We start from the raw sequence: 23,772 nt of genomic DNA, 5'->3' as shown, positions 1-23,772 counted from the left end.
CCTTTTGCCTAACCATTTGAAAAGACATTTCAAATCTGGCTCTCCTCCATAAAACATTGAATTTTAAGGGCGGTTTCTCTACAATAGCAAGAAGAAAAGGTGAAAACCATCCACAGGCTATTCACATATAAACAATTTATTAAATGGCGATGTGCACAATATTGTGTATAAGTCGGCGGTTATCCACAGAGTTATGCACAATTTGTTAAGAACGAATATTTGTTCGTTGTACAAAGAGGGTTATTAGAAGGGAAGATGAGCTTGAATATTCAAACCGGTGAACTGTCGGCGGAAGAACTGGCGATTCACGAATTATGGATGAGAGAGGCCATTGCGGAAGCCCGAAAAGCTGAAAGCCTGGGCGAGGTGCCCATCGGCGCAGTGGTTGTTCGTCACGGCGAGATTATCGGACGCGGCTACAATCTGCGCGAAACTACGCTGGACTCTACTGCACATGCCGAAATGGTGGCCATCCGGGAAGCCAGCACAGCGCTGAATTCCTGGAGACTGCTTGACTGCCAGCTGTATGTGACGCTGGAGCCCTGCCCCATGTGCGCAGGGGCGATGGTTCAGTCCCGGCTGCCGTTAACTGTCTACGGCACCACAGATCCCAAAGCGGGCTGCGCCGGCACACTTATGAATCTGCTGGAGGAACCGAGATTCAACCACCGGACCGAGGTTATTCAAGGTGTCCTGCAGGAAGAATGCGCAGAGCTGCTAACTTCCTTCTTCCGCCGGTTGCGGCAGAGGCCGCCGAAGCTCTAGTCCGTTTTTGTACCAAAGGCTATAAAGCCCATCATCTACGCTGCCACTTGCGGATAATAGGAGGATCACCATGTCATTTAAGCTTTACAATAATGCTCAGGGCATCTACCTTTCCCTGCTGCAGAAGCAGGACGCAAATGATCTGCTCCAGCTGCGTCTGCGTAACAGGGAACATCATCAGCCGTTTGAACCGCTGCGTGAGGCCGATTATTTTACACTTGAAAGCCAGGAGCTGCTGATCAGCCAGCGTATGAACGATGCAGACCAGGACAGGGGCTATATGTTTGGAATCTTCCTGCTGGACGGGCAACTGGCCGGACAGATCACTATCTCCAATATCGTACGCGGTGTAGCACAATATGGCGACCTCGGCTATTTTATAGATCATACCTTCCAGGGCAAGGGTTATACAACTGCTGCCGCCAGGCTGATTCTGGACTATGCCTTCCGTGGCCTTGCGCTCCATAGGGTGCAGGCAGCTATCCTGCTTCATAATGATGCCTCACGCCGGGTGCTGGAGAAAAACGGCTTTCAGGCTGAAGGTGTCGCCCGCCGCTACCTTAAGATCAACGGGGAATGGCAGGATCACCGGACCTATGCCATTCTGGCAGACGACTTCCTGGCGGAATAAATCCAACCTTAACACGCAAAAAACCTGCAGAAGTGCGAGCGATTCGCCTTCCTGCAGGTTTTTCTCATTTTAAAAGATTAGTAAGTGCTCATTCCGCCAAACTGCTGCTGCAGCTCTTCCATTGTAATGACATTCTCACCCTCAGGTATACCAATCGTGAAGGTTTGTTTCTCATTAATCTTACTGTATTGATTGCTTCCGGTTAGTGACAAGCTCACATTTTGGCCTTGCTCCGGATCCTTAACCACAATGTCCATCAGCAGATCCTGATACACCGGGAAATCATCCTTGTTGACTGCAGTGTTCAGCTGGAACTTGTTAACTGTAAGATAGTTGCCCAGGTCCGCCAAACTTTTATCGAATTCTGCCCGGGTCTCGCTGGATTGCAGCTCTTCCTTGGCTTTGGCCAGATCAGCCTCATCAATTTGCAGCATTTCTTTGTATTCTTCTTTACTCAGGATATCAATAATCTTAGGCAATGCATTATTTACAAGAATTGTGATCGCTTCTTTGACGTTATCATTAGTCACCTGGAACCGTACAACCTGGTTGGCTTCTACACCCTCAGGCAATGCGGCATCCTTAGGCTTCACGTCTGAAAAATAGGTCTTTTCATCATACTCACCCAGCAGCGTGCTCAGCACTTCATTGGTGAGATCCTGCGCTTTCTTAGTATCCAGTGAAGCAGGGTTGAACTCAACACCTTCCTGTTCCGCTAAATCCTTCAGATCCATCTTCAGGAACTTGCCTACAATAGTCTCAGGAAGCGGTAGGAGCGGAATTGAAGGTATTTTGACATACAGAGTTTCCCCGGTCATCACCATCGGGATATTGAAGGTCATGGCCATATCGCCCTTCAGATTCAGCACCAGCGTTAATTCAGTCTGCCTCGGATCGGCCTGATAAACTCCGTTCACGGAAATATCCGCATTCTTCAGCATATTTAGCACCATGCCCGTAGTTCCATCGGTTTCCCCTGCAGGTGCATCAATAGTCAGATTATTCACTGTGAGCTTGCTCTGCATTTCATAAGATGTCATTGTCATGGCTTTGGTTGCAGCCGACTTCAACGCCTCTTTAGGCGCCTGTTCTTTACTTGCACATCCGGGTAAAATCACTGCAGCTGTAAGCAACAATGCAGCAGCTGACAACCCCCATTTTTTAATCATTATTGTTCTCCTCTCCCATGTAAAGAAATTATTTCCCCTCCTAATGATAAACCATTTCGCAAATACGAGAAACATTACGTTTCATTCGCGCCTCTGGTTTCAATCTTATCCCTGCCGGTTGTGATGATCCACATGGTTAGCCTGCTTTACCTTTTTAGAACCGGATAACGGCTTAGGCCCGGAGGAGTGATGCTCCTCCCTAGGCTCATGGTTAGTCTCTACGCCGGGAACCGGCATACTTTTGGGTTTGCTCATCTCACTATTCCTCCTATGGATTGGTCAGATTCTGCAACGCCTGGGCGCACTCATGAATCTGTCTAGTATATTGCTGCGCAAGCTGCTGTACGGCATCAGTACGTTCGTCAGTATGGCGCCCTCCCTGCTCCACATCAATCAAATCTACGGCAACCTCCCGGCTGTCCACATAGGTACAACGGAAATCAAGGGAATAGGCCTGATGGCCGGCAGCGTTAAAATGAATCAACAGACTCTTCGGGTCTGCTGCATCCCCCTGCAGGCTAAAGCTGTCCCCATCGTCCATTAGAGCAGGCAAACGCTCCTGCCACGCCGAAACCAGACTATTCTGGTCCAATTGCATTTCTCGGTTCATTGTTATAATCACCCTCCTTCCCTAATACATTGCGGAGAAATGGGTTTTTTTATTCCTGCTTGCTGATCACTCACTCCACTGCCAGCCATATTCGGATATTTGTAGGGGCAGAAGAGCACAAAAAAAGCCGCCTTCCGGAGAAGATGGCTTCTATCTGCAATTCATTAGTTTATAAGGATATGGCGGAGAGGATGGGATTCGAACCCATGTGGGCTTGCACCCTAACGGTTTTCAAGACCGCCCCGTTATGACCGCTTCGGTACCTCTCCAATGCATCAAAATTTCACATGCATTAGGAATTGTATCACATTATCCTAATAATACGCAAGCATATTATTGAGAAATTTTCGGACTAATCGATTTCACATTACGCATGTATGGCTGGAGTGCTTCCGGAATCAGCACACTGCCGTCTTCCTGCTGGTAGTTCTCCAGAATAGCTGCCACGGTCCGTCCTACAGCTAATGCGGAACCATTTAAGGTATGAACGAATTCAGGCTTTGCCTTAGGCTCCTTACGGAAACGGATATTAGCCCGGCGCGCCTGGAAGTCCTCTGTATTGGAGCAGGAGGAGATTTCACGGTACATGCCGCTCTCAGGCAGCCAGACCTCCAAATCATACGTCTTAGCTGCTGTGAAGCCCATATCTCCGGTACACAAGCCCAGCACCCGGTACGGCAGCTCCAGAAGCTGCAGTACGCGTTCAGCGTCAGCTGTCATCTTCTCAAGCTCCTCATATGAGGTCTCAGGGGTAGTCAGCTTTACAAGCTCTACCTTATTGAATTGATGCTGACGGATAAGCCCGCGGGTGTCCCGGCCTGCTGAACCCGCTTCAGAACGGAAACAGGAGCTGTAAGCAACATGATATTTCGGCAGATCTGCAGCTGTCAGAATCTCCTCACGGTAGTAGTTCGTTACCGGTACTTCGGCTGTAGGAATCAGGTAATATTCGGTGTCCCGCAGCTTGAACAGATCCTCTTCAAACTTCGGCAGCTGACCTGTACCATACAAGCTGTCCTTATTTACGATATATGGCGGCAGCATTTCCTCGTAGTTATGCTCTCCGCTGTGAAGATCCATCATGAAGTTGATCAAGGCGCGCTCCAGACGGGCGCCAAGACCCTTATAGAACACAAATCTGGAACCTGTAACCTTGGCAGCGGCTTCAAAATCAAGGATATCCAGCTGCTGTGCCAGCTCCCAATGGGATTTGGGCGTAAATCCGAACTCTCTTGGCTGCGACCAGCGCCGCACTTCAACGTTCTCTTCCTCGGATTTGCCTACCGGCACCGATTCATGAGGAATGTTCGGAATGCTCATGGTCAGCTCATCGATTTGTGTTTCGAGTTCGCGGACTTCATCATCCAGCTCCTTGATCCGGTCGGATACCGTACGCATCTCAGCAATCAAGTCTTCTGCCGGCTCGCCATTCTTTTTCTTCTTAGCCACGTCGCCTGAAACGATGTTACGGCGGTTCTTAAGCCCTTCAGTCTCTTGCAGCAGTTCACGCCGGCGCAAGTCAAGCTGTGGAAAGCCTGCAATCAAATCAAGTGATTTCCCGCGTTTATTAAGCGCCTCTTCTACCTTGGCATAATCACTGCGCAATACTTTTACATCTAGCACAAAGTTTCCCTCCTGAAAACAGCCTAAACTCTTTCAAATTGCTGTTGCAGCATTGAAAGAGTCAGGATGTTCTTGTATGCAGTTCTATTGTTTAGCTTCTACACTAGCCTTCACCATATCGGCAAAATATTGATGCAGGCGGTAATCATCGGTCAGCTCCGGATGGAAAGAGGATACCAGCAGGTTGTCCTGGCGCGCCGTTACGATCTCATCATTATAGACCGTCAGGACATCGACATCCGGACCCACTTCGTTAATGAGCGGAGCACGGATAAAGACGGCACGGACCGGCTCATTTATCCCTTTTACATCCAGATCACACTCAAAGCTCTCCCGCTGGCGGCCAAAAGCGTTCCGGGCAACGGTAATATCCATCAGCTCAAGATGAGAAGGTTCGCCTCCGGCAATTCTCTTCGCCAGCACAATCATTCCCGCACATGTACCGAAAATAGGTTTGCCCTGGGCTGAGAAGTCACGTATGGCTTCAATGAAGCCGTATTTGCGCATCAGCTTGCCGATCGTAGTACTTTCTCCGCCAGGGATGATCAGTCCTTCCACTTCCTCAAGCTGCTCTACGCGCTTAATGGGAAGGCCCTCGGCTCCGGTTTTCTCTATACTGACAATATGCTCTGTTACAGCGCCTTGAAGCGCCAACACTCCTATTTTCATCCGGGAAACCTTCTCTCTATTAACGGCCACGCTCCGACATGCGTTCTGACGGAGCCAGAGTTGCAATATCAATCCCCTTCATCGGGGTGCCGAGGTTCTTGGATACTTCAGCAATCAGTTTGTAGTCAGTGAAGTGTGTGGTTGCTTCAACAATCGCACGGGCAAACTTCTCCGGATTATCCGATTTGAAAATACCGGAACCTACGAATACGCCATCCGCTCCCAGATGCATCATCAAGGCTGCATCGGCAGGAGTAGCTACACCGCCTGCAGCAAAGTTAACAACCGGCAGTTTGCCAAGCTCGTGGACTTCAAGCAGAAGCTCGTAAGGAACTCCCAGTGTTTTGGCTTCATGGTACAGCTCGTCCTTGGACAGGTTAGTCACTTTGCGGATCTGGCTATTAATGAAGCGCATGTGACGAACAGCTTCAACGATATTGCCTGTTCCCGGTTCGCCTTTGGTACGGATCATGGAAGCCCCTTCATTAATACGGCGAAGTGCCTCACCGAGGTCTTTTGCGCCACATACAAAAGGAACTGTAAATTCACGCTTGTCGATATGGAAAACTTCATCGGCAGGAGTCAGAACTTCACTCTCGTCCAGATAATCAACGCCCAGCGACTCCAGGACCTTAGCTTCTACATAATGGCCGATACGAGCTTTAGCCATTACGGGAATGCTGACTACCTTGATAACTTCTTCTACAATTGTAGGATCTGCCATCCGTGCTACACCGCCTGCTGCGCGGATGTCGGAAGGAACCCGTTCCAGAGCCATTACGGCTACTGCACCCGCAGCCTCAGCAATCTTTGCCTGTTCTGCATTCATGACGTCCATGATGACGCCGCCTTTTTGCATTTCTGCCATGCCTCTTTTAACTCTCGATGTACCAGTTTCCATGTCCAAGCCTCCCGAATAATCTGACTGAATCTAAATAATAATTCTACCGCAGGGCGGTTATATATACAACCCATTTACTCGGATTTCTGTCTGCCTAAAGTCATTGCTGACTCTAGAACAGATCTTTAATTCCTGTAAACAGATCACCAAAAAAATCGCCTATTGCCCGCATCAGCAGTTTGAACCATCCGGCTTTCTCTGCTTCCTCAGCTGTAATCAAATTAACGGTCTTCTGTTGGACCTGAGACATGCCTTCCACCTTATAAGTGTAGGTTACCTTACCGACTGCTGTAGCATTGGGGATTGGAGCCACCAAAGTTGATGGATCATTCACCGTAACGGCAGTTTCGATTTGAGGTGAAACCGTTCCTTTAGGGACCATGAAAGTTACACCTGCATCCGTAACCACGGATACACTTTCGTTCTTGCCTTTTTGTACAGGCACGGTTTCGTTGCCGGTGATTACCGACTTAGCGGCCACGACCTGCTTGATCTCAAAGTTATTGAAGCCAAAATCAAGCACTTTCTTGGTTTCAGTAAAACGATGCGCTTCTGAATCGGCCCCCATAACTACACTGATCAGACGCATGCCGTCTCGCACGGCCGTACCAGTGAAGCAGTTGCCGGCATTGCTAGTATGTCCCGTCTTCAGTCCGTCAAGACCCGGGTAGGCGTATGCCTTAAAGTTCGCAATATCCTTATTAGCCTCCAGCATCCAGTTGTAGTTAACCATAGGTTTGGTATCCCGGTCACGGAATTTATAAGACTGTATGGTTGTGAATTCAGTGAAATCAGGATGATCAGTTACAATATATTTTGCAAGAATAGCCGCATCCATCGCAGACATGACCGTTTCGCGGTCCGTTTCCGGACGGTACTTAGCCGGCATATCTGCCCGGTCAAGACCCGTCGAATTGATAAAATACGCTGTCTTCATCCCCATCTTCTGGGCAGTTTCGTTCATCAATGTCACAAATTGCTGTTCAGATCCGGAAACCAGTTCCGCCAAAGCAACCGTAGCATCATTGGCTGAGCCAACTGCCATAGCTATGTACAGCTCTTTAACTGTATGTTCATCACCTTGTGCCAAAAAGATCCGGGAACCGATTTGCTGGGCGGCATTCTCCTGTACGATGACCTTCTGGTCCCAGGTAAGCTGTCCATTCTTCACGGCTTCGGCTACAAGATACTCTGTCATCATCTTCGTCATACTCGCAGGGGGCAGAGCTTGATCTGCATTATAAGACAACAACACCTCACCGGTAGTAGGTTCAATTAATACTGCCGAGCTCACGTTAAGTCCTAGCGATTCTACAGAGGGTATTTTGGCTACAGCTGCTTTGGCTGTTGCAGTGCCTGTGGCAGCAGTACCTGCTTCTGTTGTAGCCGGGGTCTTCACCGCATCGGCCAGTACTGAACTTGCAGGAGAAGCTAACATATTTAAAAGCAGACCTACTGTCGCTGTCTTGATCACAAATTGTTTACTGCTGAACTTCCGCTTGTGCTTCAAAATTACTACTCTCCTTTGGTTCATATCCATTGCTTGTTCTATTCTAACACAGGGGTACCTGCAAAAAAAGACAGACAGAACGAATTTCGCCCTGTCTGTCCGTAATTTAGCGAATTTGGCCGATTATAAGGAATAGTTAGGTGCTTCCTTAGTAATCTGTACGTCATGCGGATGACTCTCGCGCAGTCCGGCACCTGTAATCCGGATGAAGGAGGTATCATTCCGCAGTTCAGTCAATGTCTTAGTACCGCAGTACCCCATACCTGAGCGGAGTCCGCCGATCAGCTGATGAACCGTGTCGGACAGTGATCCTTTGAAGGCAACGCGTCCTTCAATACCCTCCGGAACAAGCTTCTTATCATCGTCCTGGAAGTAGCGGTCCTTACTGCCTTGCTTCATCGCACTCATGCTGCCCATACCGCGGTATACTTTGAATTTACGTCCTTGGTAAATTTCCGATTCCCCGGGACTTTCTTCGGTACCGGCGAACAGGCTTCCCATCATAACCGCCGAAGCGCCAGCTGCGATAGCCTTGGTAATCTCCCCTGAGTATTTGATCCCGCCGTCGGCGATGATCGGTACGCCATACTCACGGGCAACCGTTGCACAATCGTAGATTGCTGTAATCTGCGGTACGCCGATACCGGCAATAACACGCGTGGTACAGATCGAGCCTGGACCAATACCAACCTTAACAATCGAAGCACCTGCTTCAATCAGCTCCCGCGTAGCCTCTCCTGTCGCTACATTACCGGCAACAATGGTAAGGTCAGGATACTGGGCACGCAGATTACGTACTGCTTCAATAATATTGATATGGTGTCCATGTGCGGAATCAACTACGATCAGATCGACACCGGCTTCAACCAAAGCTTTTGTCCGTTCCAGTGAATCCTTGGAGATACCGATTGCTGCACCTACCAGAAGACGTCCTTGGGCATCCTTAGCACCGTTAGGGAACTGGATGGCTTTTTCGATATCTTTAATAGTAATAAGACCTTTAAGAATCTTATTATCGTCCACTAGCGGCAGCTTCTCGATCTTATGACGCTGCAGCACCACTTCCGCTTCCTGGAGTGTAGTTCCTACAGGAGCTGTTACCAGGTTGTCTCTGGTCATATATTCACTGATCGGAGCGCTATAGTCATGAATGAAGCGCATGTCACGGTTAGTAATAATGCCAACCAGTTTATTGTTATCGTCTACAATCGGAACGCCCGAAATCCGGTATTTGCCCATCAGCCGTTCGGCGTCGGACACCAGATGATCAGGTGTTAGGGAAAAAGGATTGGTGATAACGCCGCTTTCGGAACGTTTAACGCGGTCTACCTCTTCAGCCTGCTGCTCCACGGACATATTCTTATGAATAATCCCCACTCCGCCTTCACGGGCAATTGCAATTGCCATTGCGGCTTCAGTTACGGTATCCATCCCCGCGCTCATAAGCGGAATATTGAGCTTCACAGTTTTACTCAAAACTGTAGACAGATCCACTTCCTTCGGCAGTACCTCGGATTTACGCGGCACCAGCAGCACATCATCAAAAGTCAGTCCTTCTTTACCAAACTTATCTTCCCACACCTGGGTCATTCCTCCTCGAATGTCTTTATTCTAAACGTCCGCAAACTTTATAAATGAAGAAACTCCGGCTAAAGTCCATATCCGATAGACACAGACCGTCACAGCGAAGTTAGGCACATTGAGATCTTCAATTAAGGTTTGAGATGCTTGTCCAAAAATATATTATTGCCATCTTAGCAAAGGCTTTTTGGCCTGTCAAGAATATTACATCATCAGAGGAGGTATTCGGAAAATGGCCACAGAGTAAGCGAATTCTTGGACGAAAGTCCATACGGGGTGGACATTAGGCTCATTTCATAATCTCTATATAAACAACAAAAAAAGCCATTGTCGATTACTCAACAATGGCTTCATGTGCTTGGCGGCGTCCTACTCTCCCAGGACCCTTCGGTCCAAGTACCATCGGCGCTGGAAGGCTTAACGGTCGTGTTCGGGATGGGTACGCGTGGAACCCTTCCGCTATCGCCACCAAACAGGCATTTACAGCGTAAATGCTTCAGGAATCTTGATTCCTGAAAACTGAATCCGAAACGAATCTGCGTTCTTCGAAATTTTTGGATAAGCCCTCGACCGATTAGTATTGGTCAGCTCCATGCATTACTGCACTTCCACCTCCAACCTATCTACCTCGTCGTCTTCAAGGGGTCTTACTAATTGGGAAATCTCATCTTGAGGGGGGCTTCACGCTTAGATGCTTTCAGCGCTTATCCCGTCCGTACGTAGCTACCCAGCCATGCTTCTGGCGAAACAACTGGTGCACCAGCGGTACGTCCATCCCGGTCCTCTCGTACTAAGGACAGCTCCTCTCAAATTTCCTGCGCCCACGACAGATAGGGACCGAACTGTCTCACGACGTTCTGAACCCAGCTCGCGTACCGCTTTAATGGGCGAACAGCCCAACCCTTGGGACCTACTTCAGCCCCAGGATGCGATGAGCCGACATCGAGGTGCCAAACCTCCCCGTCGATGTGGACTCTTGGGGGAGATAAGCCTGTTATCCCCAGGGTAGCTTTTATCCGTTGAGCGATGGCCCTTCCATGCGGTACCACCGGATCACTAAGTCCGACTTTCGTCCCTGCTCGACTTGTAGGTCTCGCAGTCAAGCTCCCTTATGCCTTTGCACTCTTCGAATGATTTCCAACCATTCTGAGGGAACCTTTGAACGCCTCCGTTACTCTTTAGGAGGCGACCGCCCCAGTCAAACTGCCCGCCTGACACGGTCCCCGTACCCGCTTAGGGTACTAGGTTAGAACCTAGATACGATCAGGGTGGTATCCCAACGGCGCCTCCGCAGAAGCTTGCGCTCCTGCCTCTACGGCTCCCACCTATCCTGTACAGATCGTACCCAAATTCAATATCAAGCTGCAGTAAAGCTCCATGGGGTCTTTCCGTCTTGTCGCGGGTAACCTGCATCTTCACAGGTATTAAAATTTCACCGGATCTCTCGTTGAGACAGCGCCCAAGTCGTTACGCCATTCGTGCGGGTCAGAATTTACCTGACAAGGAATTTCGCTACCTTAGGACCGTTATAGTTACGGCCGCCGTTTACTGGGGCTTCGGTTCATAGCTTCGGATTGCTCCTAACCACTCCCCTTAACCTTCCAGCACCGGGCAGGCGTCAGCCCGTATACTTCGCCTTGCGGCTTCGCACAGACCTGTGTTTTTGCTAAACAGTCGCTTGGGCCTTTTCACTGCGGCCCCCTCGGGCTATTCACCCTACCGAGGCACCCCTTCTCCCGAAGTTACGGGGTCATTTTGCCGAGTTCCTTAACGAGAGTTCTTCCGCGCGCCTTAGAATTCTCTTCTCGCCTACCTGTGTCGGTTTGCGGTACGGGCACCTTCTCCTGGCTAGAGGCTTTTCTTGGCAGTGTGAGATCATGACCTTCGCTACTATAATTTTCGCTCCCCATCACAGCCCAGCCTTACGATGTGCGGATTTGCCTACACACCAGCCTCACTGCTTAGACGGACATCCATCAGTCCGCGTCACTACCCTCCTGCGTCACCCCATCGCTCATAGCGGATTACGGTGGTACAGTAATTTCAAACTGTTGTCCTTCGACTACGCCTTTCGGCCTCGCCTTAGGTCCCGACTTACCCTGAGCGGACGAGCCTTCCTCAGGAAACCTTGGGCTTTCGGCGGATCAGATTCTCACTGATCTTTTCGTTACTCATACCGGCATTCTCACTTGTATGCTGTCCAGCGCTCCTTACGGTACACCTTCAACCCACATACAACGCTCCCCTACCCCAGATACATACGTATCTAGCCATAGCTTCGGTGGTGTGTTTAGCCCCGTTACATTTTCGGCGCAGAGTCACTCGACCAGTGAGCTATTACGCACTCTTTCAATGGTGGCTGCTTCTAAGCCAACATCCTGGTTGTCTGTGCAACTCCACATCCTTTCCCACTTAACACACACTTGGGGACCTTAGCTGATGGTCTGGGCTGTTTCCCTTTTGACAATGGATCTTAGCACTCACTGTCTGACTCCCGGCAAGAAGTTAATGGCATTCGGAGTTTGACTGAGCTTGGTAACCCTTGCGGGCCCCGCACCCAATCAGTGCTCTACCTCCACCACTCCATTCACCGAGGCTAGCCCTAAAGCTATTTCGGGGAGAACCAGCTATCTCCGAGTTCGATTGGAATTTCTCCGCTACCCCCACCTCATCCCCGTATTTTTCAACATACGTGGGTTCGGGCCTCCAGTGCGTGTTACCGCACCTTCACCCTGGACAGGGGTAGATCACACGGTTTCGGGTCTACGTCCACATACTAAATCGCCCTATTCAGACTCGCTTTCGCTGCGGCTCCGGCTTCTCACCTTAACCTTGCATGTTAAACGTAACTCGCCGGTTCATTCTACAAAAGGCACGCCATCACCCATAGATCGGGCTCTGACTTTTTGTAAGCACACGGTTTCAGGTTCTATTTCACTCCCCTTCCGGGGTGCTTTTCACCTTTCCCTCACGGTACTGTTTCACTATCGGTCGCCAGGTAGTATTTAGCCTTAGCAGATGGTCCTGCTGGATTCATACGGGGTTTCACGTGCCCCGCACTACTCGGGATCCGTCTCGGAGAGAATACAGTTTAGGTTACAGGGCTTTTACCTCTATCGCGGGCCTTTCCAGACCTCTTCACCTACCATATTCCTTTGTAACTCCATGTGAGACGTCCCACAACCCCAAGGGGCAAGCCCCTTGGTTTAGGCTGTTCCGCGTTCGCTCGCCGCTACTGACGGAATCACTATTGTTTTCTCTTCCTCAGGGTACTTAGATGTTTCAGTTCCCCTGGTCTGCCTCTACACACCCTATGTATTCAGATGTGAGTAACTGCGAATTACCACAGCTGGGTTTCCCCATTCGGACACCCCCGGATCAAAGCTTGCTTACAGCTCCCCGAGGCAGTTTCGTTGTTCGCCACGTCCTTCGTCGGCTCCTGGCGCCTAGGCATCCTCCGTGTGCTCTTATTAGCTTAACCTCGATTTTCTCCGGAGGAGAAATATCGGACCATTGAATAAATTCAAGATCTTCATTTCCTTCACAGAAAAATTCGTATCAACTAATAACTATTTCAACTTGCTTACACAAGTTTCAGCTAAAAGATGTTCTAAAACGCAAATTCGTTTCGGTATCCAGTTTTCAAGGATCAAGGTACTGCTGAGAGCTTAAACTCTCAAAACTGACCAACGAGTGAGTAACAGGCCTAAACCTGAGTTTTGGAAGCTGAGCTTCCGATTTGAATGTTTCCGTTGCAGGAAACGATTCTCCATAGAAAGGAGGTGATCCAGCCGCACCTTCCGATACGGCTACCTTGTTACGACTTCACCCCAATCATCTACCCCACCTTCGGCGGCTGGCTCCCTTGCGGGTTACCCCACCGACTTCGGGTGTTGTAAACTCTCGTGGTGTGACGGGCGGTGTGTACAAGACCCGGGAACGTATTCACCGCGGCATGCTGATCCGCGATTACTAGCAATTCCGACTTCATGCAGGCGAGTTGCAGCCTGCAATCCGAACTGAGACCGGCTTTGCTGGGATTGGCTCCACCTCGCGGTTTCGCTTCCCGTTGTACCGGCCATTGTAGTACGTGTGTAGCCCAGGTCATAAGGGGCATGATGATTTGACGTCATCCCCACCTTCCTCCGGTTTGTCACCGGCAGTCACTCTAGAGTGCCCAGCCTTACCTGCTGGCAACTAAAGTCAAGGGTTGCGCTCGTTGCGGGACTTAACCCAACATCTCACGACACGAGCTGACGACAACCATGCACCACCTGTCTCCTCTGTCCCGAAGGCCGCCTCTATCTCTAGAGGATTCAGAGGGATGTCAAGACCTGGTAAGGTTCTTCGCGTTGCTTCGAATTAAACCACATACTCCACTGCTTGTGCGGGTCCCCGTCAATTCCTTTGAGTTTCAGTCTTGCGACCGTACTCCCCAGGCGGAGTGCTTACTGTGTTAACTTCGGCACCAAGGGTATCGAAACCCCTAACACCTAGCACTCATCGTTTACGGCGTGGACTACCAGGGTATCTAATCCTGTTTGCTCCCCACGCTTTCGCGCCTCAGCGTCAGTTACAGCCCAGAAAGTCGCCTTCGCCACTGGTGTTCCTCCACATATCTACGCATTTCACCGCTACACGTGGAATTCCACTTTCCTCTTCTGTACTCAAGCCATCCAGTTTCCAGTGCGACCCCAGGTTGAGCCCAAGGTTTAAACACCAGACTTAAATAGCCGCCTGCGCGCGCTTTACGCCCAATAATTCCGGACAACGCTTGCCCCCTACGTATTACCGCGGCTGCTGGCACGTAGTTAGCCGGGGCTTTCTTCTCAGGTACCGTCACTCCGGTAGCAGTTACTCTACCGGACGTTCTTCCCTGGCAACAGAGCTTTACGATCCGAAAACCTTCATCACTCACGCGGCGTTGCTCCGTCAGGCTTTCGCCCATTGCGGAAGATTCCCTACTGCTGCCTCCCGTAGGAGTCTGGGCCGTGTCTCAGTCCCAGTGTGGCCGTTCACCCTCTCAGGTCGGCTACGCATCGTCGCCTTGGTGAGCCGTTACCTCACCAACTAGCTAATGCGCCGCAGGCCCATCCCTTAGTAGCAGATTGCTCCGCCTTTCATCCTCTTCTCATGAGAGAAAAGGAATTATCCGGTATTAGCTACCGTTTCCGGTAGTTATCCCAGTCTGAGGGGTAGGTTGCCTACGTGTTACTCACCCGTCCGCCGCTAAGCTTATCCCGAAGGATAAGCTCCGCTCGACTTGCATGTATTAGGCACGCCGCCAGCGTTCGTCCTGAGCCAGGATCAAACTCTCCAAATTGGTATTTAGAAAGAGCGATTGCTCATTTTGAAACATCTGACGAGAATTTGCATTCTCTAATTTTGGATCTCACCGAAGTGATTTCCGATACTCACTCGTTGTTCAGTTTTCAAAGATCAAGCTCGTTGTCAGTGCCGATCATCTCGTCACCAGCAACTCTTATAATATATCACATCCAGCCGTTCAATGCAAGCTCTTTTTTTAACTTCTTTTTCGAGCTCGGCGTTGATGTTTCGCGGCCAGAAATAGAATATATCATGTATAGCGTTTGATTGCAAGCATTATTTTAAAAGATTATGCCTATTCTGCATTTGTTAGGCTACGGCTAAGCACATTATCTCTAACAGCAGCTCATTCCACCAGTGAACCAAGGAAACTGCCTGTACAGCTTCCCTGGTTATTGTGGTTTTGGGATCAGGACATTATTCAGTCTTTGTTACGCATATGCGGGAACAACAGAACATCACGGATAGAAGCGGCGTTGGTAAGCAGCATGATCAGACGGTCTACACCGATTCCGAGTCCGCCTGTAGGAGGCATACCGTATTCCAGCGCACGGATGAAGTCATCATCCATCTCATGAGCCTCATCGTTACCCTGCTCTTTCTCGTGAATCTGAGCTTCGAACCGCTGACGCTGGTCAATCGGGTCATTCAGCTCACTAAAGGCATTCGCGTGCTCACGGGCAACAATAAATAGCTCAAAACGGTCCGTAAACCGCGGATCCTGCTCATTCTTTTTGGCCAGTGGCGAGATTTCAACCGGATGACCCATTACAAACGTAGGCTGGATCAGCGTTTCCTCAACAAATTGTTCAAAAAACGCATTGAGGATATGGCCAAAGGTCATGTGCTTCTCAACCGGCACACGGTGCTCCTTAGCCAGACGCTGGGCTTCTTCATCGGTCATCTGAACGCCAAAGTCAACACCCGTTACTTCTTTAACAGCATCAACCATGGTTACACGGCGCCATCCCGGTGAGAGGTCGACTTCTTGTCCCTGATAGTTAATCTTCTGGCTGCCAAGAACCTCCTGGGCGATGTGGGCGATCATGTTCTCCGTCAGCTGCATAATGTCTTTGTAGTCAGCATAAGCTTCGTACAGCTCGATCATGGTGAATTCCGGATTGTGGCGTGTTGAAATCCCTTCATTACGATAGACGCGGCCGATTTCGTAGACTTTCTCCAGACCGCCTACAATCAGGCGCTTCAGGTGGAGCTCGATAGCAATACGCATATACAGCTGCATATCCAGTGTGTTGTGGTGGGTAATGAACGGACGTGCAGCAGCCCCGCCGGCAATTGCATGCAGAGTCGGAGTTTCAACTTCAAGATAACCCAGTGAATCCAGATAACGGCGCATCGACTGGATAATCCGTGAACGGGCAATAAAGGTCTGCTGTACCTCTGGGTTGATAATCAAATCTACATAACGCTGACGGTAGCGCAGCTCTACATCCTTCAGGCCATGATATTTCTCAGGCAAAGGAAGCAGGGATTTGGACAATACCTCGAGGTTGCTCGCTTTAATCGACGTTTCACCTGTTTTGGTCTTGAACAACGTTCCGCGGACACCGATGATGTCCCCCAAATCAAGAACATTAAATGCTGCATATTGCTCTTCAGGAATGCTGTCCTGGCGCACATAAATCTGGATTTTACCGCTTAGGTCCTGGATGTGGGCAAAGCTGGCTTTTCCCATTACCCGTTTACCCATGATGCGGCCGGCAATGCTTACATCCAGAGCAAGCTCGTCCAGTTCCTCTTTGGTTTGTCCGTCATACTTAGCCAGAAGGTCTCCGGCTCCTGCAGTACGCTCATATTTCTTGCCGAACGGGTCGATTCCCAGTGCACGCAGCTCGTCCAATTTCGCACGGCGGATCTGCAGCAGCTCGCTAAGCTCTTTTTCCGTGCTCTCCACGGTATTCAATTCCTCGGTCATGTTCGTTCATCCTCTCTAAAACCATCATGTCATATACATAAGAAGAAACGGCTCCCCGCGGGTATTGAGCGAGGGCAGTCCGTTTCAGTACAAAATATAAGCTATATATGTTCACCCATATTTTTCGCTTGTTATACTTTGAAAAAAGCTTCCCTAAGGAAGCTTTCGGGGTACAACTGTAAGTTACTTCATTCTAATATCGAGAATTTTATATTGAATGACGCCTGCAGGAACACTAACATCGACGATTGTGCCGACTTTTTTGCCGATAATGGCTCTACCTACCGGGCTTTCGTTAGAGATTTTATTATTTAACGGATCGGATTCAGCTGTGCCGACGATGGTATACTCCATCACGTCGCCATATTCCAAATCTTCAACGCTAACCGTAACCCCAATGCTTACCACATCAGTAACAATCTCGTCGCTGTTGATGATTCGGGCGTTGCGGAGCATTTTTTCCAGAGTAATAATACGGCCTTCGATAAAAGCCTGTTCGTTCTTCGCATCTTCATACTCCGAGTTCTCGCTGATATCCCCGTAGCCGATTGCTACTTTAATCCGCTCGGCCACTTCGCGGCGTTTCACGGATTTGAGGGTCTCCAGTTCTTCTTCCAGACGCTTAAGTCCGTCCGGCGTAAGGATGACTTCTTTATCGCTCATCTCAACCGATTCTCCTGTCGTATACATTTATTGAAAACACCATACTATATGCGAATCCGGAGGGATAAGAACCCTCCCTGCTGCATTAACGCTTGCTGTAACGGCGATTTTATACTGTGAAATTATATTGGAACCGCTACTAAATGTCAATGACGCCCCATATAAAGTTCAGTGTTATCTGATAATGTAAGCAGAAGCATGGAGATCCCCGATGCAGGAGCGGAAATTATACTGCCGAAAGAGAAGGGCTCAGGTCTTCCTTTTCCTCTTCATCTCTAAGCTGTACGACAAAATCATTCAAAATCCGCACCATTCCGTCGCGTCTTGTTTCTTCCATAATGACATCCTTCACACGGGCGGCAGCTTTAAGACCTTTCAAATACCAGGCCATATGCTTGCGCATTTCACGAACGGCGACCGCTTCCCCCTTAAGGGTCACCAACCGGTCCATGTGAAGAATCGCTACTTTGATTTTCTCTTCAACTTCAGGCTCAGGCATCAGTTCGCCAGTTTTCAAATACTGCACCGTACGGTACAGCATCCACGGATTGCCCAATGCGCCGCGGCCGATCATGACTCCGTCACAGCCGGTCTGATCAAGCATTGCCCGCGCATCCTCAGGTGTATTCACGTCCCCGTTACCGATAACGGGAATCGAAACAGCCTCTTTGGCCATTTTGATATACTTCCAGTCCGCATGTCCGGTATACAGCTGCTCGCGTGTACGGCCGTGCACACTGACGGCCTGGCCGCCGGCCCGTTCTACAGCACGCGCATTCTCTTCTACAAAGATGTGCTCACTGTCCCAGCCGATGCGCATTTTTACGGTGACAGGCTTATCCACGGCTTCCACGACAGCCGACACCATCTCGTAAATTTTGTCAGGATTCAACAGCCAGCGGGCGCCGGCATCACATTTGGTCACTTTAGGGACAGGACAGCCCATATTAATGTCGATAATATCGGCATTGGTCTCTTTATCCACCACTCTTGCCGCTCCAACCAGCGATTCACGGTCGCCTCCAAAAATCTGCAGGCTAAGCGGCTTCTCCCGCTCATCCACAAACAGCATTTCTCGTGTGCGCTTGTTGCCGTGCAGGATTGCCTTGTCACTGACCATTTCTGCGCAGACCAAACCTGTGCCAAACTCTTTTGCGATCAGACGAAAAGCAGGATTGCATACGCCGGCCATAGGCGCCAGAACCACCTGGTTCTTCAATTCAATACCGCCAATTTTCAGCATGTTCTTTCACTTCCTTTACTCTTTGGTTTATATAAAAGCTCCGTCTCACGGGGAGGGATTGGCCAGCTCTTCGGCTGAAACGCCGAGAACATCCGCAATTTTATTTAAAATTTTATCTTCCAAACGACGATTGCCCCTCTCTACTGCGCCGAGCACAGCGAGGGAAATTCCGACAGAATCCGCCAGCTCCTGCTGGGTATACCCTTTTAGCTTCCGGAATGCTCTGACCCGCCGTCCCATTCGTTTGATGTCCACAAGCGCATTCCTTCCTTTCCGTCCAAATCTTGAAGCGCTGCAGCAATCATTCCGTAAAGTCCGAACGATGCATCATTCTGCGGAACAATATCACTTAGCGGAATCAGCACAAACGCCCGCTCCATCATCCGGGGATGCGGAAGCGTTAACTCGGGCGTGTCCAGACTCCGGCCTTCTACCCAGAGCAAATCCAAATCGACGGTTCTCGGTCCGTACCGGATATCCCGGACGCGGCCGAGCTGTGTCTCAATCGCCAGCATGACATGAAGCAAATCCTCCGGCGCAAGCGTAGTACGCAGGGCTGCAGCCATATTCAAAAACTGCGGCTGATCCAGATAGCCTACCGGCTCGGTCTCGTATATTCTGGAGCAGCGTACAACTTCAATTCCCTCATGCTGGTTCAGCCTGTTCAAAGCTTCCTTCAAGGTTCCCTCACGGTCACCCAAATTAGCCCCTAAAGCAATATAAGCCTCTGATGCCTCAGAGGTGGAATGTATGTTCATGGACCTGGTCTCACTTTCTCGTTCTGCGCAGTTCTACGGTCACTCCCTGAAAATGAATGTCGAACGGCGGATGCGGCTTGGTCACTTTGACCGTTACTGCATTGATAATAGTATAAGTGTCCAGTAACACGGATGCAATATGTTCCGCCAAAGCTTCGATCAGCTTAAAGGACTTTGTTTCGACAATATTTTTAACAGTTTCATGCACTTCGGCATAGTTCACGGTCTGCGTCAGATCATCATTCAGCCCTGCAGACTGCAAATCAAGCTCCAGCTCCAGATCCACATAGAAGCGCTGGCCAAGCTTGCGTTCCTCTTCAAACACTCCGTGATATCCGTAATATTCCATGCGGTGCAGCGTCATTTTATCCATTACAGTACCTGCTTTCTTATTATAAAAATAGTCAGCCGCTGTAGGCCTAACCTACTTCCGCACTTGCAGAGAGGCGGCATACAGCATAGCATCGCACATTTGAACGGTTCGTTTGATTAAGGACACATCATGCACCCGCACGATCTGACAGCCTTGGGCAATGCCGAATGCTACAGTCGCGGCGGTTCCCTCCACAACATCATCCGCTGGAAGACCGAGTGCAGTCCGGATGAACTTTTTGCGGGAGGTAGCCAGCAGTACCGGATATCCCAGCTCAGTCAAGCTGTCCAGCGCCATCATCGCCTGCAAATTCTCGGTATAATCCTTGGCAAACCCGATACCCGGGTCAAGGATGATGTTCTCCGGCTTTACACCTGCAGCCAGTGCCAAATCAATACTCTCTTTGAGATCCGCAGATATATCTGCCGCCAGATCCTTATAATTACGGTCATGACGGTTATGCATCAGTATGAAGGGACATCCGGCTTCAGCAGCTACAGCGCCCATATCACGGTCAGCTTTGCCACCCCAGATATCATTAATAATGTGTGCTCCCGCCTGAATAGCCTGCCGGGCTACCTCTGCCTTGTACGTATCTATCGAAAGAACCAGATGGGGCGCTGCGCGGTGAATGCTCTCAATAACAGGAAGCACCCGCTCCAGCTCTTCCTCCATACTCACCGGCTGATGGCCGGGACGTGTGGATTCACCGCCTATATCAATAATATCGGCACCTTCAGCCGCCATCTGGAGTGCATGCTCTACCGCTCTATCCGGCTCATTCCACAAGCCCCCGTCGGAAAAAGAGTCAGGGGTTACATTCAAGATACCCATAATCAAGGTACGGTCGCCTAAGACCAGTTCATTGTCCTTAAACCGGTAGTTCCGTCTATAAATAACAGGTTTCATTTCAGTCCTTCCGTCCTTTCCCTGTACAACCTGATCAATTCAGCCGTGTTCTTGCCGCTTCGCCCGCCGCTAACCATCAATGACTCAGTACCTTGCCAAAGTGCCGTCACCGGGACAATCTCCTGCACCGAGTTCGTCAGAAATATTTCCTCAGCAGCGAGCAGCTGCTCCCAGCGGTAAAACCCCTCTTCTGTGCGCAATCCTGCCCCCGGGGCCAGTTCCAGCACCATTTCCCGGGTAATGCCGGGCAGGATGCCTGCAGCTATATCCGGAGTATGGAGTATCCCGTCTTTGATGTAAAAGAGATTGCTGACGATGCCCTCCGCAATAAACCCTTTATCCGTCAGCATTAGCCCTTCCGCACCGCCCGCAGCTGAGGCATATCCGGCAAGCTCACGTTTGGCCAAAATGTTATTCATATAATGCAGCGACTTCAGCCTAACCGGCCCTTCCGGGGTATTGCGCGGTATCCGCAGCAATTGCAGCGGCTTGCCTTCCGTGTAAAGGGACGCAGGCACCTTGGGCAGCTCTTTGATATAGAGCAAATGATTAGGCTGCGTATACTCTCCGGCCGGAAGCCCCAAAATATCCTCACCTGCGGTAACTGTATAACGGATATATGCTTCCTGCAGCTCATTCGCTGCCATTACTTGTCCAATCCATTTACGCAGGGAGTCTTCATCTGCCTCAAACGGAATTCCCAGCTGTCTGCAGCCGTCCGCCAGCCTATCTAGATGGTGCCGCAGCAGAAAAGGGACTCCTCCATAAGTACGAAAGGTTTCAAACAGGCCCATGCCGTACAAAAAGCCGTGATCCAGAGCGGAAACCACGGCGTCTTTGGCCTCGACTGTCTTTTGATTCAGTCCGATATAGTTCATGCCGGTTCTCCGGCTCTCCGTTTCAGGAAGTTGCGGAGCATGGTGTGGCCATGATCGGTAATGATTGATTCCGGATGAAACTGGACACCTTCAATCGGATACTCTTTATGACGCAGTGCCATAATTTCACCTTCCGCCGTCTCTGCCGTAATCTCCAGGCAATCCGGCAGGCTCTCGCGTTCCACGATTAATGAATGGTATCTTGTAGCGGTAAAGGGGGATTCCAGTCCCTCAAAAACTGATGTGCCGTTATGGTAAATCGGCGATGTTTTGCCGTGCATTAAACGTTCCGCGCGAATGACGTTGCCGCCAAAGGCCTGCCCAATCGCCTGATGTCCCAGACATACGCCGAAGATCGGAATGACGCCTTTGAAATGCTGCAGCAGCTCCAGGCTAATGCCCGCTTCATTCGGGGTGCAGGGTCCCGGTGAGATCAGAATATGATCTGGAGCCATCTTTTCAATCTCCTGAACCGTGATTTCGTCGTTGCGGTGCACCTTCACTTCTTCCCCCAGTTCGCCTAAATACTGTACCAGGTTGTACGTAAAGGAATCATAATTATCGATGACCAAGATCATAGTGTTGCTCCCCCTTTGGCGCCGCCGGTGATCCGTGATTCCTGCTGAAGCTCACTGCAGAGAACCGCCTTCACTACCGCTTTGGCTTTGTTATGGCATTCCCGGTATTCGCGGTACGGATCGGAATCGATCACGATACCTGCGCCTGTCTGAATATATCCTACTCCGTCCTTGACTGCCAGCGTCCGTATAATAATATTTAATTCCATATTGCCGTTATAGTCAATCCAGCCCAGTGAACCGGTATATGGGCCGCGGCGAACCGGCTCCAGCTCTTCGATGATTTCCATTGTGCGCACCTTAGGCGCGCCGGTGATGGTGCCGCCGGGAAACAAGGCGGCCATGACATCATAAGCATCCCGGCCGGGGGCGATGCGCCCTTCCACCTGCGAGACGAGATGCATCACATGCGAGTATCGCTCCACGGTCAGCAGCTCCGGCACGCTGACCGATCCATATGCAGCGACACGGCCGATGTCGCTCCGCTCCAGATCGACAAGCATAATATGCTCGGCGATCTCCTTCTCGCTCCCGCGCAGCTCCGCCTCCATGGCGGCATCCTCCGCGGGAGTGAACCCCCGGCGCCGGGTACCGGCAATGGGGCGGGCGCTGACCTTGTCCCCGTGCAGCTTGACGAGCAGCTCCGGCGAAGCGCTGGAGAGCGCGAAGCCGGGCGAGCGGAGCAGCCCCATGTACGGGGACGGGTTGAGCTTGCGCAGCCATTCATAAACATCCTCCGGCGGGGCTTTCAGCTGCGCCTCCTGGCGCAGCGAGAGGTTGACCTGGAATACGTCGCCCTGGCGGATGTATTCCTGAACATCGAGCACGGCCTGCTGAAAGTGCTCTGGTGAAAAGGCTGACCTCATGCCAGGCCACTCTCCGGACAGGTTAATGCTCTCCTCAATCACAGCGACAATTCTGTCCATCTCCGCTGCCTGGGTCTGTGCTTCCGGTTCTGCAGCAGAACCGATCAGCCGCCACTGTTCAAGCATCTTCTCCGCCCGCTGTACAGACTCGGAATAGAGAAGTCTGAGGCCAGACAGATCAGATTTATTACCGGCAGTCACTGGGACATGAACAGTACAATAAAGCATGTCCTCCTGGTGATCGTAAATCCATAGCTCTTCGAAACGCATAAACAAATAATCAGGAAATCCCGGATCATCCTGGGCCAGCGTAGGCAGCCTCTCCAGGGAACGGACTACATCATAGCTGAGAAATCCCACACAGCCGCCATGAAACGGCGGTAATCCTGAGATCTCTGCGCGCGGGGAAGTGAATCCCTTCATCCATCCCTGCAGCACATCCAGCGGTTTACCGTGCAAATGATCCTTTGCAGCAGCTTCCCGGACTTGATAGCCCGATGTTCCCGGAATTAAATCCATTGCTGCCGCTTGTGCACCTTTGCCTTCTATTACGGAGACAGGGCTAAGCCCCAGGTAAGTATAGCGGCCGCCTTTCCCGCTCTCCAGTACCACTGAATAAGCGGAGGCCTGCTCCCAGGCCTTCATCCAAGAAGCCGGCAAGCCGGATTTATCCTGTGGTGATTGTATAATCAAGGGAAGAAGGCTCCAGCTCTCATCTGCCCATTGCTCCCAGTCCTGCCACGCCGTTAAGATTTCCAAAGCCATCCTCCTTAAAGTTTTG

At 50.5% G+C, this 23,772-nt stretch carries 20 protein-coding genes, 1 tRNA gene and 3 rRNA genes; 2 read left to right on the top strand and 22 right to left on the bottom strand.

The genetic code is table 11. The annotated features are described in order from the left end of the window. Positions 1–261: 261 nt before the first annotated feature. Entirely contained in the window at positions 262–765 is a 504-nt protein-coding gene (gene tadA, locus QU597_RS00445) for a tRNA adenosine(34) deaminase TadA (protein WP_369698836.1), read from the top strand. Between the two features lie 70 nt (positions 766–835). Beyond that, a complete protein-coding gene (locus QU597_RS00440; protein WP_310830900.1) occupies positions 836–1,396 on the top strand; it encodes a GNAT family N-acetyltransferase in 561 nt (186 codons plus the stop codon). Between the two features lie 77 nt (positions 1,397–1,473). Here the strand turns inward: QU597_RS00440 and QU597_RS00435 are convergent, their stop codons facing one another. The 22 genes from QU597_RS00435 to QU597_RS00330 all read right to left on the bottom strand — a co-directional run bounded on the left by QU597_RS00435 (position 1,474) and on the right by QU597_RS00330 (position 23,750). Continuing rightward, entirely contained in the window at positions 1,474–2,565 is a 1,092-nt protein-coding gene (locus QU597_RS00435; RefSeq protein ID WP_310830899.1) for a hypothetical protein, read from the bottom strand. 105 nt (positions 2,566–2,670) lie between these two features. Continuing rightward, positions 2,671–2,820, bottom strand: coding sequence for a small acid-soluble spore protein P (locus tag QU597_RS00430; protein WP_206102674.1), 150 nt, complete (start codon positions 2,818–2,820; stop codon positions 2,671–2,673). A gap of 13 nt (positions 2,821–2,833) precedes the next feature. Beyond that, positions 2,834–3,175, bottom strand: a complete 342-nt coding sequence (locus QU597_RS00425) for a hypothetical protein (RefSeq protein WP_206102673.1) — start codon at positions 3,173–3,175, stop codon at positions 2,834–2,836. A gap of 180 nt (positions 3,176–3,355) precedes the next feature. After that, positions 3,356–3,444 (bottom strand) — tRNA-Ser (locus QU597_RS00420). Between the two features lie 64 nt (positions 3,445–3,508). Beyond that, complete coding sequence (serS, locus tag QU597_RS00415; protein ID WP_206102672.1) at positions 3,509–4,798, bottom strand: serine--tRNA ligase; 1,290 nt, start codon at positions 4,796–4,798, stop codon at positions 3,509–3,511. A gap of 84 nt (positions 4,799–4,882) precedes the next feature. Beyond that, positions 4,883–5,467, bottom strand: coding sequence for a pyridoxal 5'-phosphate synthase glutaminase subunit PdxT (gene pdxT, locus QU597_RS00410; RefSeq protein WP_206102671.1), 585 nt, complete (start codon positions 5,465–5,467; stop codon positions 4,883–4,885). Positions 5,468–5,486: 19 nt separating this feature from the next. Beyond that, a complete protein-coding gene (pdxS, locus tag QU597_RS00405; RefSeq protein WP_054944095.1) occupies positions 5,487–6,368 on the bottom strand; it encodes a pyridoxal 5'-phosphate synthase lyase subunit PdxS in 882 nt (293 codons plus the stop codon). Positions 6,369–6,480: 112 nt separating this feature from the next. Beyond that, complete coding sequence (locus tag QU597_RS00400; RefSeq protein ID WP_370656246.1) at positions 6,481–7,881, bottom strand: D-alanyl-D-alanine carboxypeptidase family protein; 1,401 nt, start codon at positions 7,879–7,881, stop codon at positions 6,481–6,483. Positions 7,882–8,001: 120 nt separating this feature from the next. Beyond that, the gene (gene guaB / locus QU597_RS00395) at positions 8,002–9,459 is read right to left on the bottom strand and encodes an IMP dehydrogenase (RefSeq protein ID WP_236337596.1); all 1,458 of its coding nucleotides are present in this window, start codon (positions 9,457–9,459) and stop codon (positions 8,002–8,004) included. Between the two features lie 356 nt (positions 9,460–9,815). Then, positions 9,816–9,932: ribosomal RNA gene (rrf, locus tag QU597_RS00390) — 5S ribosomal RNA — on the bottom strand. Between the two features lie 81 nt (positions 9,933–10,013). Continuing rightward, positions 10,014–12,940 (bottom strand): 23S ribosomal RNA (locus QU597_RS00385). Positions 12,941–13,234: 294 nt separating this feature from the next. Further along, positions 13,235–14,782: ribosomal RNA gene (locus QU597_RS00380) — 16S ribosomal RNA — on the bottom strand. The 16S, 23S and 5S rRNA genes sit together here, the layout of an rRNA operon. 426 nt (positions 14,783–15,208) lie before the next feature. Beyond that, positions 15,209–16,723: a lysine--tRNA ligase gene (gene lysS, locus QU597_RS00375; protein WP_310830896.1), complete on the bottom strand. Its 1,515-nt coding sequence runs from the start codon at positions 16,721–16,723 to the stop codon at positions 15,209–15,211. Positions 16,724–16,906: 183 nt separating this feature from the next. Then, positions 16,907–17,386: a transcription elongation factor GreA gene (gene greA / locus QU597_RS00370; protein WP_020425624.1), complete on the bottom strand. Its 480-nt coding sequence runs from the start codon at positions 17,384–17,386 to the stop codon at positions 16,907–16,909. 226 nt (positions 17,387–17,612) lie between these two features. Continuing rightward, complete coding sequence (dusB, locus tag QU597_RS00365) at positions 17,613–18,629, bottom strand: tRNA dihydrouridine synthase DusB (protein WP_310830895.1); 1,017 nt, start codon at positions 18,627–18,629, stop codon at positions 17,613–17,615. 45 nt (positions 18,630–18,674) lie between these two features. Further along, the gene (locus tag QU597_RS00360) at positions 18,675–18,884 is read right to left on the bottom strand and encodes a helix-turn-helix domain-containing protein (RefSeq protein WP_236337483.1); all 210 of its coding nucleotides are present in this window, start codon (positions 18,882–18,884) and stop codon (positions 18,675–18,677) included. Next, positions 18,836–19,387 (bottom strand): 2-amino-4-hydroxy-6-hydroxymethyldihydropteridine diphosphokinase, encoded by a 552-nt coding sequence (folK, locus tag QU597_RS00355; protein WP_310830894.1) that lies wholly within the window; start codon positions 19,385–19,387, stop codon positions 18,836–18,838. Before folK ends, QU597_RS00360 begins: the two co-directional genes overlap by 49 nt. Before the next feature lie 10 nt (positions 19,388–19,397). Beyond that, positions 19,398–19,760: a dihydroneopterin aldolase gene (folB, locus tag QU597_RS00350; RefSeq protein ID WP_310830893.1), complete on the bottom strand. Its 363-nt coding sequence runs from the start codon at positions 19,758–19,760 to the stop codon at positions 19,398–19,400. A gap of 51 nt (positions 19,761–19,811) precedes the next feature. Beyond that, positions 19,812–20,669: a dihydropteroate synthase gene (gene folP / locus QU597_RS00345; protein WP_310830892.1), complete on the bottom strand. Its 858-nt coding sequence runs from the start codon at positions 20,667–20,669 to the stop codon at positions 19,812–19,814. Then, positions 20,666–21,547: an aminotransferase class IV gene (locus tag QU597_RS00340; RefSeq protein WP_310830891.1), complete on the bottom strand. Its 882-nt coding sequence runs from the start codon at positions 21,545–21,547 to the stop codon at positions 20,666–20,668. Before QU597_RS00340 ends, folP begins: the two co-directional genes overlap by 4 nt. Beyond that, on the bottom strand, positions 21,544–22,125 hold the full coding sequence (gene pabA, locus QU597_RS00335) for an aminodeoxychorismate/anthranilate synthase component II (RefSeq protein WP_206102662.1): 582 nt from the start codon (positions 22,123–22,125) through the stop codon (positions 21,544–21,546). The genes QU597_RS00340 and pabA overlap by 4 nt, the downstream gene beginning before the upstream one ends. Beyond that, positions 22,122–23,750, bottom strand: a complete 1,629-nt coding sequence (locus tag QU597_RS00330) for an anthranilate synthase component I family protein (protein ID WP_310830890.1) — start codon at positions 23,748–23,750, stop codon at positions 22,122–22,124. The genes pabA and QU597_RS00330 overlap by 4 nt, the downstream gene beginning before the upstream one ends. Positions 23,751–23,772: the final 22 nt, after the last annotated feature.

It is taken from the genome of Paenibacillus pedocola, from assembly GCF_031599675.1.
In the GTDB taxonomy this organism is placed as follows: domain Bacteria; phylum Bacillota; class Bacilli; order Paenibacillales; family Paenibacillaceae; genus Paenibacillus_AQ; species Paenibacillus_AQ pedocola.
Note: the sequence above shows the minus strand (reverse complement) of the source record. Positions and strands in the feature narration are given on the sequence as shown.

Coding starts and splice junctions, on each gene's coding strand:
- QU597_RS00440 (WP_310830900.1), top strand. CDS start 836: ATGTCATTTAAGCTTTACAATAATGCTCAGGGCATCTACCTTTCCCTG.
- QU597_RS00435 (WP_310830899.1), bottom strand. CDS start 2,565: ATGATTAAAAAATGGGGGTTGTCAGCTGCTGCATTGTTGCTTACAGCT.
- QU597_RS00430 (WP_206102674.1), bottom strand. CDS start 2,820: ATGAGCAAACCCAAAAGTATGCCGGTTCCCGGCGTAGAGACTAACCAT.
- QU597_RS00425 (WP_206102673.1), bottom strand. CDS start 3,175: ATGAACCGAGAAATGCAATTGGACCAGAATAGTCTGGTTTCGGCGTGG.
- pdxT (WP_206102671.1), bottom strand. CDS start 5,467: ATGAAAATAGGAGTGTTGGCGCTTCAAGGCGCTGTAACAGAGCATATT.
- pdxS (WP_054944095.1), bottom strand. CDS start 6,368: ATGGAAACTGGTACATCGAGAGTTAAAAGAGGCATGGCAGAAATGCAA.
- lysS (WP_310830896.1), bottom strand. CDS start 16,723: ATGACCGAGGAATTGAATACCGTGGAGAGCACGGAAAAAGAGCTTAGC.
- greA (WP_020425624.1), bottom strand. CDS start 17,386: ATGAGCGATAAAGAAGTCATCCTTACGCCGGACGGACTTAAGCGTCTG.
- dusB (WP_310830895.1), bottom strand. CDS start 18,629: ATGCTGAAAATTGGCGGTATTGAATTGAAGAACCAGGTGGTTCTGGCG.
- folK (WP_310830894.1), bottom strand. CDS start 19,387: ATGAACATACATTCCACCTCTGAGGCATCAGAGGCTTATATTGCTTTA.
- folB (WP_310830893.1), bottom strand. CDS start 19,760: ATGGATAAAATGACGCTGCACCGCATGGAATATTACGGATATCACGGA.
- folP (WP_310830892.1), bottom strand. CDS start 20,669: ATGAAACCTGTTATTTATAGACGGAACTACCGGTTTAAGGACAATGAA.
- QU597_RS00340 (WP_310830891.1), bottom strand. CDS start 21,547: ATGAACTATATCGGACTGAATCAAAAGACAGTCGAGGCCAAAGACGCC.
- pabA (WP_206102662.1), bottom strand. CDS start 22,125: ATGATCTTGGTCATCGATAATTATGATTCCTTTACGTACAACCTGGTA.